The organism is Nocardioides sp. (genome assembly GCF_031397825.1).
Taxonomy (GTDB): domain Bacteria; phylum Actinomycetota; class Actinomycetes; order Propionibacteriales; family Nocardioidaceae; genus Nocardioides.
Genome location: NZ_JANNML010000143.1, coordinates 1 through 12223 on the forward strand (window position 1 = coordinate 1; position 12223 = coordinate 12223).

The window sequence follows — 12223 nt, forward strand, 5'->3', positions numbered from 1 at the left end:
GCCCGACGTCGCCTAACCCCCCCCGTGTCGGCGCCCCGTTGCAGCCGGGCGTGCAACATTGCGCCGACTCGGGCCCGGGCGTGCAACATTGCGCCGACTCGCGCCCGCTCGCGCAACATTGCGCCGACTCGGCGTCCTACAGTCGCTCGATGATCGTCACGTTGGCTTGGCCGCCGCCCTCGCACATGGTCTGCAGGGCGTAGCGACCACCCGTGCGCTCGAGCTCGCCCAGCATCGTGGTCATGAGGCGGGTGCCGGTGGCGCCGATGGGGTGGCCCAGGGCGATGCCGCCGCCGTTGACGTTGACGCGCTCGTGCGGGGCGCCGGTCTCCTTCATCCACGCGAGCACGACCGAGGCGAAGGCCTCGTTGCACTCGAAGAGGTCGATGTCGTCGATCGAGAGGCCGGTCTTGTCGAGGGCGTGCGCCGTGGCGCGGATCGGGCCGGTGAGCATCCAGACCGGGTCGTCGCCCTTCACCGTGAGGTGGTGGATGCGGGCCCGCGGGGTGAGGCCGTGCTCGGCGACGGCCGCCTCGGAGGCGATGAGCAGCGCGGTCGAGGCGTCACAGATCTGGGAGGCGACGGCGGCCGTGATGCGACCGCCGGGGGCGAGGGGCTGCAGACCTGCCATCTTCTCCAGCGACGTCTCGCGCGGGCACTGGTCGACCGCGAAGGTCGACCCGTCCGGAAGCACGACCGGCTCGATCTCACGTGCGAAGCGGCCCTCGGCGATCGCGAGCCGAGCGCGCTCGTGGGAGGCCAGGGCGAAGGACTCCATGTCCTCACGGCTGATGTCCCACTTCTCCGCGATCATCTCGGCGGAGGCGAACTGCGAGACCTCGACGTCGCCGTAGCGCGCCTGCCAGCCCGGCGACTCGGCGAAGGGCGTGGTGAAGCCGTACGGCTGGGCGACCAGCATCGCGGCCGAGATCGGGATGGCGCTCATGTTCTGCACGCCACCGGCGACCACGAGGTCCTGGGTGCCGCTCATGACGCCCTGGGCGGCAAAGTGCACCGCCTGCTGGGACGAGCCGCACTGACGGTCGATGGTCACGCCGGGCACGTGGTCGGGCAGCCCGGCGACCAACCAGGCGGTGCGGGCGACGTCGCCGGCCTGGGAGCCGATGGTGTCGCAGCACCCGAGGATCACGTCGTCGACGGCCCCCGGGTCGACGCCCGTGCGACGCATGAGCGCGCCGATCGTGTGGGCAGCAAGGTCGGCGGAGTGCATCGCAGCGAGCGCGCCTCCGCGCTTGCCGACCGGGGTGCGGACCGCGTCGATGATGTAGGCCTCAGCCATGGGAGATCCCGTCCAGGAGGATGTGGAGGTACTGGTCGGCGACGTGGGCGTGGGTGAGCGTGCCGCCGGGGCGGTACCACTTCACCGCCACCCACACGGTGTCGCGGATGAAGCGGTAGGTGAGCTCGATGTCGAGGTCGGCGCGCAGAGCCCCGGAGCGGACACCGTCGTCGAGCAGGGTGATCCACACCGCGCGCGACTGGGCATTGCGCTCGGCGAGGTAGGCGAAGCGCTCGAAGCCACCGAGGTAGTCGGCCTCGTTCTGGAAGATCGCGACTTCGTGGCGGTGCCGGTCGATGGCCTCGAAGGAGACCTGGACGGCGCGCTCCAGCCTGGCGCGCGGGCCGTCGGTGCTGGTGAGGATCTCGTCGTAGGAGCCGAACAGCTCCTCCTGGAAGGTCGAGAGGATCTCGTCGACCATCGACTCCTTGGAGTCGAAGTGGTGGTAGAGGCTGCCCGACTGGATCCCGGAGGCGTCCGCGATGTCGCGCACCGTGGTGTTCTTGAAGCCCTTCTCGGCGAACAGCCCGGCCGCGATGCTCAACAGCTCCGCGCGCCGGTTGCCGGCGCTCGCCTCGTCCTCACGCGTTGCCACGACCGAAGCCTCTCAGGCCTGCTGCGAGCTGACGGCGACGACCTCGCCGGTCATGTACGACGCGTAGTCGCTGGCCAGCATCACCATCACGTTGGCCACCTCCCACGGCTCGGCCGCCCGGCCGAAGGCCTCGCGCTGCTTGAGCTCGTGGAGCAGCTCGTCGGAGGTGACCTTGGCGAGGAACGGGTGCATCGCCAGGCTCGGCGAGACCGCGTTGACGCGGATGCCGTGCGGCGCCAGGTCGAGCGCGGCACAACGGGTCAGCGCCATCACCCCGGCCTTGGCAGCGGCGTAGTGCGCCTGGCCCTCCTGCGCACGCCACCCGATCACCGAGGCGTTGTTGATGATCACACCCCTCGTGCCCGAGGCGACGAAGCGCTGACCTGCCGCGCGCACGCAGCGGAAGGTGCCGGTGAGCGTGATGTCGAGGACCTTGAGCCATTGCTCGTCGGTCATCTCGAGCACGTTGGCGGTGCCGCCGAGGCCGGCGTTGTTGATCATCACGTCAACGCCGCCGAGCTCGTCGGCGACGTCCAGGAGCGCTGCCACCTGGGCCTCGTCGGTCACGTCGCAGACGAGCTGGCGCACGCGGTCGGCGCCGAACTCCTCGGCCAGCGCGGCCTCGGCCTCCGCCAGCCTGCGCGCGTGCGTGTCGCTGAACACGACGGCCTGGGCACCCTCCTCGAGCACCCGTCGTACGACGGCGGCGCCGATGCCCGCGCCCGCCGCAGCGGTCACGACGACGACCTTGCCCACGAGCAGGTCGTGGCCGGGGACGTAGTCGGGGACGGGCTGCTCGGCTCTGGTCGTGGTCATCCGCGGGGCTCCTTCGGAAGGCCGAGCACGCGCTCGGCGAGGATGTTCTTCTGGACCTCGTCGCTGCCGCCGTAGATCGTGTCGGCGCGGGAGAAGAGGAAGAGTCGTTGCCACTCGTCGAGGTCGTAGGGGGTGTCCGACTCCCGCGCGAGCAGCGAGGCGGGACCGGCGACCTGCATCGCGACCTCGCCGAGCCGCTGGTGCCAGTTGGCCCAGACCAGCTTGAAGATCGAGCCCGCTCCCCCGCCGGCGGCCGAGTCGGAGCCGCCCTCGACCGACGAGAGACCGCGCAGGGCGAAGGAGCGGGTCACCTCGAGCTCGGCGCTCAGCGACGCGAGCCGGTCGCGCAGGACCGGGTCGTCGATCGCCCCGGTCTGCTTGGCCAGGTCGACCACCCCGGCGAGCTCGCGGGCGTAGTCGACGGTCTGCGCGAGCGTGGACACCCCACGCTCGAAGCCGAGCAGCCCCATCGCGACGGGCCAGCCCCTGCCGACCTCGCCGACGACCAGGTCGGCGTCGGTGCGAGCGCCGGTGAAGAAGACCTCGTTGAACTCCGAGCCCCCGGTCAGCTGCTCGATCGGACGCACGTCGACGCCCTCCTGGTCCAGCGGCACGAGCAGGAACGACAGGCCATGGTGACGCTGCGAGCCGGGCTCGGTGCGCGCGATCACGAAGACCCACTGCGACAGGTGGGCGTTGGACGTCCACACCTTCTGCCCGTCGATCACCCACTCCCGTCCGTCGTCGGACAGGCGCGCCTTCGTCTGCACGTTGGCCAGGTCGGAGCCGGCGCCGGGCTCGGAGTAGCCCTGCGCCCACAGCTCCTCGACCGCCACGATCCTCGGCAGGAAACGAGCCTGCTGCTCGGGCGTGCCGAAGGCGATCAGCGTCGGCCCCATCAGCTCCTCGCCGAGGTGGTTGACACGAGCCGGGCCCTGGGCGCGGGCGTACTCCTCGTGGAAGATCACCTGCTGCCACAGGCTCAGCCCGCGACCACCGTGCTCGACCGGCCACCCGACACAGGTCCAGCCGTGGGCGGCGAGGTGCCGGTTCCACGCGAGCCGCTCGGCGAACAGCTCGTGGTCGCGCCCGGGGCCGCCGACACCGCGCAGGGCGGCCCACTCGCCGGTCAGGTTGTCCTCGAGCCAGGTCCGGATCTCGACCCGGAACGCCTGGTCTTCCTCGGAGTAGCTCAGGTCCACGAGTGCTACCCTACCAAGCACTTGCTTGGTATGGATAGGAGAGGCGATGACGACGACCCTGCCGCAGGTCCTGCGCGATGCTGCCGGGCGTTTCGGTGACCACCCGGCGTACGTCGACGGCGACCGGGTCCTGTCCTTCACCGCCCTCCTCGAGCGGGTGCGGGCGGTGGCGGCCGGCTACCGCACCCGGGGCCTCGGGCCCGGGGGCCGCGTCGTCGTCTGGGCGCCCAACAGCATCGACTGGGCGGTGGCCGCTCTCGCCGTGACGTACGCCGGCGGCACGCTCGTCCCGGTCAACTCGCGCTACACGGGCCCCGAGGTCGCCGACGTGGTCGACCGCACCGGCGCCGTGCTCGTCGTCGTGGCCGACGGCTTCCTCGGGCGCACCCAGGTCGCGGACCTGCGCGCCGCCAGCGCGCTGTCGACGGTCGTCGAGATCCTCGAGGTCACGCGCCTCGACGACGTGCTCACCGCGCCCGGCGACATCGACGTGGTGGCCGACGCGGTGTCCCGCGACGACGTGGCCGACATCCTCTTCACCTCCGGCACGACCGGCCGCTCCAAGGGCGCGATGTCGGCGCACCGCCAGACCATAGGCGTCGCGCAGGCGTGGGCCGACCTGGGCGGAGTGCGGGCCGATGACCGCTACCTCGTGGTCAACCCGTTCTTCCACTCCTTCGGCTACAAGATCGGCATCGTGGTGGGGCTGCTGACCGGCGCGACGCTCTATCCCGTCGCGACCTTCGACGCAGAGGCCACGATGCGCCTCGTCGAGTCCGAGCACATCACGCTGCTGCCGGGTGCGCCGACGATCTACCAGTCCCTGCTGGGCGCCCCGGGTCGCACGGAGCGAGACCTCTCGTCGCTGCGGCTGGCCGTCACGGGTGCTGCGGTCGTGCCGGTCGTGCTGATCGAGCGGATGCGCGCCGCCGAGCCCGAGGGCCTGGCGATCGACCAGGTCGTCACCGCCTTCGGCATGACCGAGGCCGTCGTCGCCACGATGTGCCGCGAGGGCGACTCCGCGCAGACCGTCGCGACCACCTGCGGTCGCGCCATCCCCGGCATGGAGCTCCGCATCGATGCCGCTCCGGGCGAGCCCGGCGAGCTGCTGCTGCGTGGGGAGCACGTGATGCTCGGTTACCTCGACGACCCCGCGGCGACCGCCGAGGCGATCGACGCCGACGGCTGGCTCCACACCGGCGATGTCGGGACGGTCGACGACGCGGGCAACCTGCGCATCACCGACCGGCTCAAGGACATGTACATCTCCGGCGGCTTCAACGTCTATCCAGCCGAGGTCGAGCAAGCCCTCACCCGCCTCGACGGGATCGCCGACGTCGCCGTGGTCGGCTCGCCCGACGAGCGCCTGGGCGAGGTCGGCACGGCGTACGTCGTCCGCGCCGGCCAGCCCTCCGGCGCCGACCTCACCCCCGAGACGGTCGTCGCCTTCGCCCGCGAGCGGCTCGCCAACTTCAAGGTGCCGCGACACGTCGTCTTCGTGGACGCACTCCCCCGCAACCTGTCGGGCAAGGTCCTCAAGACCGCCCTGCGAGAGGACTGAGATGGACCTGACCCTGTCGGAGTCGGAGCTGGCCTTCCAGGCCGAGGCACGGGCCTGGCTCGCGGCCAACGTGCCGAGCCAGCCGTTGCCGTCGATGGACACCGCCGAGGGCTGGGTGGCCCACCAGGAGTGGGAGGCCCGCCTCTCGGCGGCACGCTGGTCGGTCGTGTCGTGGCCCGAGGCCTACCACGGTCGTGAGGCCTCGCTGGTCGAGTGGGTGGTCTTCGAGGAGGAGTACTACCGCGCCGGCGCGCCCGGTCGTGTCTCGCAGAACGGCATCTTCCTGCTGGCGCCGATCCTCTTCGACCACGGCACCCCGGAGCAGCAGGACCGCTTCCTGCCGTCGATGGCCACCGGTGAGCAGGTCTGGGCGCAGTGCTGGTCCGAGCCGGAGGCCGGCTCCGACCTGGCCTCCCTGACGTCCACGGCCCGACGCGACGAGGCGCGCGGCGGATGGCTGCTCAACGGGCAGAAGACCTGGTCCTCGCGGGCCTCCTTCGCCCACTGGGGCTTCGGGCTGTTCCGCTCCGACCCCGAGGCCCAGCGTCACGCCGGGTTGACCTACTTCCTCTTCCCCCTCGACGCCGAGGGCGTCACGGTGCGCCCGATCGCACAGCTCGACGGGGAGGCCGGCTTCGCGGAGATCTTCTTCGAGGACGTCTTCGTGCCCGACGCCGACGTGCTCGGTGGGGTCGGCGAGGGGTGGAGCGTCGCGATGAGCACCGCCGGAAACGAGCGGGGGCTCTCCCTGCGCTCGCCCGGGCGGTTCTGTGCCGCGGCCGACCGGCTCGTCGAGCTCTGCAGGGCGTCACCCGACGCCGGTCCGGCGTCCCACGACGGGGTGGTCGACGCGTGGCTCAAGGCCCAGGCCTACCGGCTCTACACCTGGGGCACGGTCACGCGCCTGGCCGGCGGCGGCGACATGGGGGCCGCCGGGTCGGTCAACAAGGTCTTCTGGTCCGAGCTCGACATCGCCCTGCACGAGACGGCCCTCGACCTGCTCGGCCCGGAGGCCGAGGTCGAGTCGTCCTGGCTCGACGGCTACGTCTTCTCGCTGTCGGGGCCCATCTATGCCGGCACCAACGAGGTGCAGCGCAACATCGTGGCGGAGCGGATCCTGGGGCTGCCCCGCGAGCCGAAGGGAGGCGGCACGTGACCGCCCGCGGCACGACCACCGAGACCTTCGCCGCCGTACTGAGGCATGCGAACAGGCACAGCGAGCTGAAGGGAGTCAGGACGTGAGGTTCGAGCTGACCGAGGACCAACGCGACTTCGCGTCGTCGTTGGAGTCGCTGCTGTCGTCCGCCGACACCGTCGGCACGGCCCGCGCCTGGGCGGCCGGCGACCACGCTCCCGGCCTGCACCTGTGGAAGCGACTGGCCGAGCAGGGACTGACGATGCTGGCCACCGAGGCCACCCCTGTGGAGCTGTGCATCGCCTTCGAGGCGCTGGGCCGGCACGCGGTGCCGGGGCCGTGGGTCGAGTCCGCGGCCTACCTCCCGCTCGCCCTCGGCCACGAGGTCGAGGGCGTGGCGACGGTCGCCGTCCCGCCGCTGGTCCCCTACGCCCTGGACGCCGACGTGGCCGACCAGGTCCTCGTCAGGACGGACGGCTCGCTGCACCGCGCCACGGCAGGCCAGGCGAAGGCCTCGGTCGACGGCACCCGGCACCTCTTCACGGTCACGCCGGGCGAGCGCGTCGAGCACGGCGACCTCGACGCAGCGTTCGACCTCGCCGTGCTGGCCACGGCGGCCCAGCTCCTCGGCGCCGGTGAGCGGATCCTGGCCGACGCCGTGACCTACGTGAAGCAGCGCCGGCAGTTCGGGCGCGAGATCGGCTCCTACCAGGCGATCAAGCACGCCTTGGCCGACGTGCGCATCGCTCTCGACTTCGCCCGACCACTGGTCCTCGGGGCGGCGCTCGGCGAGGTCAGCGCCTCGGCCGCGAAGGTGGCCACGGCCGACGCCGCCTACCTCGCCTCGCGCACGGGCCTCCAGGTCCACGGCGCGATCGGCTACACCGCGGAGCTGGACCTGAGCATCTGGATCACCAAGGTCCGCGCGCTCGTGACCGCCTGGGGCGCCCCCGCCCACCACCGCGGCGCCATCCTCCGCGAGCTGGTGGGCTGATGGACTTCGCGTTCTCCCCCGAGCAGCACGAGCTGGCCACGATGGTCCGCTCGCTGCTGGACAAGCGCGCCGACTCGCGCGCGGTGCGGGCTGCGATGAGCTCCGACCTCGGGCACGACGAGGCCCTCTGGCAGACGCTGTGCGAGCAGATCGGCGTCAGCGCTCTCGCCGTCCCCGAGGCCTACGACGGCGCAGGCTTCACCCTCCTCGAGCCGCTGATCGTCCTCGAGGAGCTCGGCAGGTCCCTGGCGCCCAGCCCCCTGCTGTCGTCCCTGGTGGTGACGGAGGCGCTGCTCGCCGGAGCCGACGAGGAGGCCAAGCGGCGACTTCTGCCGCGCATCGCGGCCGGCGAGGTCGCGGCGATCGTGCTCGACGACGGACCGGTCCTCGACGGCGACATCGCCACCGTGCTGGTGGCGGTCACCGAGGCCGGGCTGGTCGAGGTCGACCCGGCCAGCGCCACCCGCACGTGGGCCGAGTCGATGGACCAGACGATCCGCCTGGCGCACGTCGACCTGACGGGCGCCACGACGACCGTCATCGGTGACGCCGCTGCGGCGCTCGCGCGCGCCCGCCTCGTGGGTGCCGTCGGCACCGCCGCGCTCCAGGCCGGGCTGGCCGCCCGCGCGTTGGACATGACCGTCGCCTACACGTTGGACCGCGTGCAGTTCGGTCGCCAGATCGGCTCCTTCCAGGCGCTCAAGCACCGCATGGCCGACATGCTGGTGCTGCTCGAGATGTCGCGCTCGGCGTCGTGGGCGGCGTCGTACGCCATCTCCAGCGGCGCGGACAACGCCGAGCGACTCACCCATGTCGCCAAGTCCTACTGCTCCGACGCGCTGGCCCGCATCGCCGGGGAGACCGTGCAGATGCACGGGGGCATCGCCATCACGTGGGAGCACGACGCGCACCTGGTGCTCAAGCGCGCGCACGCGCTCGGTCAGCTCTTCGGCCAGGCCCACGAGCACCGCGCGCTGCTCGACCTCTGAGGACCGGAACCCCCGTGCTTGTGGGGGATTCGTGGAGGATCCGTGTGCCGGCAGTGGCACACCGATCCCTAGGCTCAGGTCATGGACGACCTCGACGACGTCACCGAGTCCCGCGAGTCCCCGGAGGTCACGACCCTCCCCGGCACGGACGACGCCTATCCCCAGGGGATGCTCGCCAACCCCATCCGCACCCGCATCTGACGCGGGCCGCAGGACACCCGGCTCAGGGCGCCAGCACCTTCTCCAGGAAGGCGACCTGCGCGGTGACGTTGGGCTCGAACACCTCGTCGACGTAGACGTCGAAGTGACCGCAGTCGAACGACACGGTCTGCGCCCGGTCGCCCAGCCGTCGAGCGACCTCGTGCACCGACGCCACCGGGGCGATGTTGTCCTGCTCCGCGATGACCAGGAGCACGGGGCACTGCACCGCGGCTGCGTGCCGCACCGGGCGGTTGGCGGCGATCCGCAGGATCCCCCGGGCACACATCTCGTTGCGGAACGTCGGCCCCATGATGGCGCCGTAGCCGGCCACCGCCCCCGGTGCCGAGATCACCGCAGCCGTGCCCGGCTCGCCCACGACCGGCACGAGGAACGGCTCGCGACGGGTCACCCATCGCCCGAGGTCCTTGAGCCCGGCCCCGGTCAGCGCGAGCGCCTTGCCGCTCCCACTGGTCTGCTGCACCCCGCGGAAGGCCGCAAGCCCGTCCATCGCCGCGCCCTGGCTGATCACCCCGGCGATCCGGGGGTCTCCGGCTGCCACGACGACCACGTGACCGCCGGAGTAGGAGCTCCCCCACAGCACGATCCGGTCAGGGTCGACGCCCTCGAGCTGGCGCGCCGCCGCCACCGCGGCTCGGTAGTCCTCACGGTGGCGGCGGTGGTCCACGTCCTGCCGCGGCCAGCCGTCGGACGTGCCGAAGCCGCGGTAGTCGAAGACGAGCACGTCGGCTCCGGCGTCGGCGAAGCGCTCCGCGAAGGGCAGGAGCCCGGCGTCGCGGGTCGCACCGAACCCGTGCCCCATCACGACGCACGGCCTTCCGGACGCGGTCGTCAGGGCGTCGGACCGGGCTGACAGCAGCCAGGCCTCGCAGCGGACACCATGGCTGTCGAACGTGATCGTCTCCACACCATTCCTTCGACGCCGGTCCCGCCGCGGTTTGGTCAGTCCGTCGAGCGGTACTGGCCCTTGTAGAACAGCAGCGGTGTCTCGGCGCCTTGGAGGCCGAGGTCGAGGACACGGCCGATCACGACGTAGTGGTCGCCGGCCTCGTGGACCGCGTGGATGGTGCAGTCGACGAACCCGACGGTGTCGGCGAAGAGCGGGGAGCCGGTCGCGGCCGAGGGGGCCCAGTCGACGCCGGCGAACTTGTCGGTGCCACGGCTGGCCATCGTGTTGGAGAGCTCCGCCTGGTCCGCGGCGAGGAAGTTGACGCAGAACTTGCCGGAGCGCTGCATGAGCGGCCACGCCCGCGAGGTCTTGGCCGGGATGAAGAGCACGAGCGGCGGGTCGAGCGAGACGCTGGAGAACGACTGGCAGGTCATGCCGACCGGCTCGCCGTTGCTCGTGGAGGTGACGACGGTGACCCCCGAGGCGAAGCTGCCGAGGACGTCGCGGAAGCGCCGCGCGGCAGCGACGGCCTCCGGGTCGTCCGCGTGGACGCCCGAGCCCTCCCCGGGACGCCACTCGACGTCGAGGTCGACGTCCCCGAGCCAGGAGCTGATGAGCTCGGGGCTGGGCCAGGTCTCACGAGCGTCGTGGCTCATCCCCTCGGGGATCTCGGGAGTCCCGGAGTGGTGTGGCATGGCCCCAACGCTAGCCATCCTCAGTGGCCTCCGCCGAAGTCGTGTCCCCAGTAAGACACGGCCGTCGACTCCCGGGCCACCCAGCGATCGTCCTCGACGGTCAGGCCGTCGGTGCCGAACTCGACGTCGAAGCCGCCCGGGGACTTGACGTAGAACGACACCATCTCGTCGTTCATGTGCCGACCGAGCGTGGCCGAGAGCGGCGCCTGGTGCTTGCGCACGCGGGTCAGCGCACGACCGACGTCGTCGAGGTCCTCGACCTCGAGCATGACATGGACGCACTTGGACGCGTTGGGCATCGGCAGGAACGCGAGCGAGTGGTGGCGCGGGTTGACGCCGAGGAAGCGCAGCCACACCTTGGAGCCGGGCTCCTTGCCGACGAACTCCCCCGGCATGCTCATCGAGTCGCGCAGGCGGAAGCCGAGCACGTCGGTGTAGAACCGCAGCGCCTCGACGTCGTCGAGGACGGGCAGCACGATGTGGCCCATCCCCTGGTCGCCGGTGACGAAGCGGGCGGCGTACGGCGTCACGAGCGGGTGCGACTCGTAGGTGATGCCGTGGAACAGCTCGAAGACGTTGTCCCACGGGTCGCTGAACCGCACGAGCTCCTGCACGCGTCGCTCGGCGAGCTCCTCGGCCGTGCCCTCCTCGAAGGCGACACCGGCCTTCTGCAGGTGCTCACGTGCCTCCTGGAGCGCGCGCGGGTCGGCGACCTCCCAGCCGACCGCGGAGAGCTGGTCGACGTCGGAGGGGAAGACCACGAGCCGGGCGGAGACCTGGTCGATGCGCCAGTACTGGTGCACGGGGTCGGGCCCGCGTCCCTCGGCCAGCCCGAGGACCTTGCCGGCGAAGGTGCGCCACTGCTCGAGGTCGGTGGAGGCCACGCGGACGTAACCCATGGACTTGATGTCGATGGTCATCAGGACTCCTGGGGCGGTGCGGCACGCCGCTCGACGTGCCGTGCGTAGAACGACGTGGCCACGTCACGGAACTCGTCGGCAGCCTCGATCTGTGCCCAGTGCCCGCAGTTGGGGAAGACATGCAGAGACGCCTTCGAGATGAGCTTGAGCGCGACCATCGCGCCGTCGAGCGGGTTGACGCGGTCCTCGCGACCCCAGGTGAGCAGGGTGTGCTTGCGCAGGCGGTGCGCCTCGCGCCAGAGCATCCCGTCCTCGGCCGTCTCGGGGTTCCAGAACGACATGCCCATGGAGCGCATCGCCTCCTGGGCGCCAGGCGCGGTCGCGTCGGCGAAGCGCTCCTCGACCAGCTCGTCGGTGACGAGCGACTGGTCGACGACCATGGTGGAGATGAACGCGCGCAGCTTGTCGCGGGTCGGGTCGGCCCCGAAGTCCATCAACCGCTGCACGCCCTCGGTCGGGTCGGAGTGGAAGAGGTTGAGCGACAGCCCGCCGGGGCCCATCAGCACCAGCCGTCCGACCCGGTCGGGGTAGGTGAGCGCGAGGCGCATCGCCGTACCGCCACCGAGGCTGTTGCCCAGCAGGTGCACCTTGTCGATGCCGAGCTCGTCGAGCAGCTTCACGACGTGGTCGGCCGCGTGGCGGTAGAAGTTGCCCACCACGGGAGGCTTGTCGGAGGCGCCGAAGCCCGGCTGGTCGACGAGCAGGGTGCGGAAGCTCGCGGCGAAGCCGGGCAGCGCGCGGCCGAAGTTGGACCACGCGCTGGCGCCGGGCCCGCCGCCGTGGAGCATGACGAGCGGCAGCCCCCCACCGAGGCCGGTCGTGACCCCCGCCTCGTAGTAGTTGAGGGTGATCTCGCCGGCCTTCGCCGAGCGCCGAGTCGCTTCCTGGGAGAAGTCCGTCATCGCAGG

General features: G+C 71.5%; 12 protein-coding genes. 4 read left to right on the forward strand and 8 right to left on the reverse strand.

Going from position 1 to position 12223, the window contains the following annotated elements; translation table 11 throughout:
* Positions 1-136: 136 nt before the first annotated feature.
* From RMN98_RS12475 to RMN98_RS12490, 4 genes are read right to left on the reverse strand one after another with little or no spacing between them, the layout of a single operon-like run.
* A complete protein-coding gene (locus RMN98_RS12475) occupies positions 137-1300 on the reverse strand; it encodes an acetyl-CoA C-acetyltransferase (protein ID WP_309649137.1) in 1164 nt (387 codons plus the stop codon).
* Positions 1293-1895: a TetR/AcrR family transcriptional regulator gene (locus RMN98_RS12480; RefSeq protein ID WP_309649138.1), complete on the reverse strand. Its 603-nt coding sequence runs from the start codon at positions 1893-1895 to the stop codon at positions 1293-1295. Before RMN98_RS12480 ends, RMN98_RS12475 begins: the two co-directional genes overlap by 8 nt.
* A 12-nt stretch (positions 1896-1907) precedes the next feature.
* Positions 1908-2711, reverse strand: a complete 804-nt coding sequence (locus RMN98_RS12485; protein ID WP_309649139.1) for an SDR family oxidoreductase — start codon at positions 2709-2711, stop codon at positions 1908-1910.
* Positions 2708-3913 carry an acyl-CoA dehydrogenase family protein gene (locus tag RMN98_RS12490; protein WP_309649140.1) on the reverse strand — a complete coding sequence of 402 codons (1206 nt, stop codon included), beginning with the start codon at positions 3911-3913 and terminating at the stop codon, positions 2708-2710. The genes RMN98_RS12485 and RMN98_RS12490 overlap by 4 nt, the downstream gene beginning before the upstream one ends.
* A gap of 46 nt (positions 3914-3959) precedes the next feature.
* Between RMN98_RS12490 and RMN98_RS12495 the strand changes: the two genes are divergently transcribed.
* The 4 genes from RMN98_RS12495 (at position 3960) to RMN98_RS12510 (ending at position 8592) form a co-directional block, all read left to right on the forward strand.
* Entirely contained in the window at positions 3960-5474 is a 1515-nt protein-coding gene (locus tag RMN98_RS12495; protein WP_309649141.1) for a FadD3 family acyl-CoA ligase, read from the forward strand.
* Between the two features lies 1 nt (position 5475).
* A complete protein-coding gene (locus tag RMN98_RS12500; RefSeq protein WP_309649142.1) occupies positions 5476-6630 on the forward strand; it encodes an acyl-CoA dehydrogenase family protein in 1155 nt (384 codons plus the stop codon).
* Between the two features lie 82 nt (positions 6631-6712).
* Complete coding sequence (locus tag RMN98_RS12505; protein ID WP_309649143.1) at positions 6713-7603, forward strand: acyl-CoA dehydrogenase family protein; 891 nt, start codon at positions 6713-6715, stop codon at positions 7601-7603.
* Entirely contained in the window at positions 7603-8592 is a 990-nt protein-coding gene (locus RMN98_RS12510) for an acyl-CoA dehydrogenase family protein (RefSeq protein WP_309649144.1), read from the forward strand. The genes RMN98_RS12505 and RMN98_RS12510 overlap by 1 nt, the downstream gene beginning before the upstream one ends.
* 223 nt (positions 8593-8815) lie before the next feature.
* On the opposite strand, the gene RMN98_RS12515 is transcribed toward RMN98_RS12510, so the two are convergent.
* Genes RMN98_RS12515 through hsaD form a run of 4 tightly spaced genes read right to left on the reverse strand, consistent with a single transcriptional unit; the run spans position 8816 to position 12217 of the window.
* Complete coding sequence (locus RMN98_RS12515) at positions 8816-9718, reverse strand: alpha/beta hydrolase (protein ID WP_309649145.1); 903 nt, start codon at positions 9716-9718, stop codon at positions 8816-8818.
* Between the two features lie 35 nt (positions 9719-9753).
* On the reverse strand, positions 9754-10395 hold the full coding sequence (locus RMN98_RS12520) for a flavin reductase family protein (RefSeq protein ID WP_309649146.1): 642 nt from the start codon (positions 10393-10395) through the stop codon (positions 9754-9756).
* Between the two features lie 20 nt (positions 10396-10415).
* On the reverse strand, positions 10416-11315 hold the full coding sequence (gene hsaC, locus RMN98_RS12525; RefSeq protein WP_309649147.1) for an iron-dependent extradiol dioxygenase HsaC: 900 nt from the start codon (positions 11313-11315) through the stop codon (positions 10416-10418).
* The gene (gene hsaD, locus RMN98_RS12530) at positions 11315-12217 is read right to left on the reverse strand and encodes a 4,5:9,10-diseco-3-hydroxy-5,9,17-trioxoandrosta-1(10),2-diene-4-oate hydrolase (RefSeq protein WP_309649148.1); all 903 of its coding nucleotides are present in this window, start codon (positions 12215-12217) and stop codon (positions 11315-11317) included. Before hsaD ends, hsaC begins: the two co-directional genes overlap by 1 nt.
* Positions 12218-12223 lie beyond the last annotated feature (6 nt).

What these genes read in the sequence shown, in the direction of transcription:
- hsaC (WP_309649147.1), bottom strand. Translation starts at nt 11,315, where the DNA reads ATGACCATCGACATCAAGTCCATGGGTTACGTCCGCGTGGCCTCCACC.
- hsaD (WP_309649148.1), bottom strand. Translation starts at nt 12,217, where the DNA reads ATGACGGACTTCTCCCAGGAAGCGACTCGGCGCTCGGCGAAGGCCGGC.
- RMN98_RS12475 (WP_309649137.1), bottom strand. Translation starts at nt 1,300, where the DNA reads ATGGCTGAGGCCTACATCATCGACGCGGTCCGCACCCCGGTCGGCAAG.
- RMN98_RS12520 (WP_309649146.1), bottom strand. Translation starts at nt 10,395, where the DNA reads ATGCCACACCACTCCGGGACTCCCGAGATCCCCGAGGGGATGAGCCAC.
- RMN98_RS12495 (WP_309649141.1), top strand. Translation starts at nt 3,960, where the DNA reads ATGACGACGACCCTGCCGCAGGTCCTGCGCGATGCTGCCGGGCGTTTC.
- RMN98_RS12510 (WP_309649144.1), top strand. Translation starts at nt 7,603, where the DNA reads ATGGACTTCGCGTTCTCCCCCGAGCAGCACGAGCTGGCCACGATGGTC.
- RMN98_RS12500 (WP_309649142.1), top strand. Translation starts at nt 5,476, where the DNA reads ATGGACCTGACCCTGTCGGAGTCGGAGCTGGCCTTCCAGGCCGAGGCA.
- RMN98_RS12485 (WP_309649139.1), bottom strand. Translation starts at nt 2,711, where the DNA reads ATGACCACGACCAGAGCCGAGCAGCCCGTCCCCGACTACGTCCCCGGC.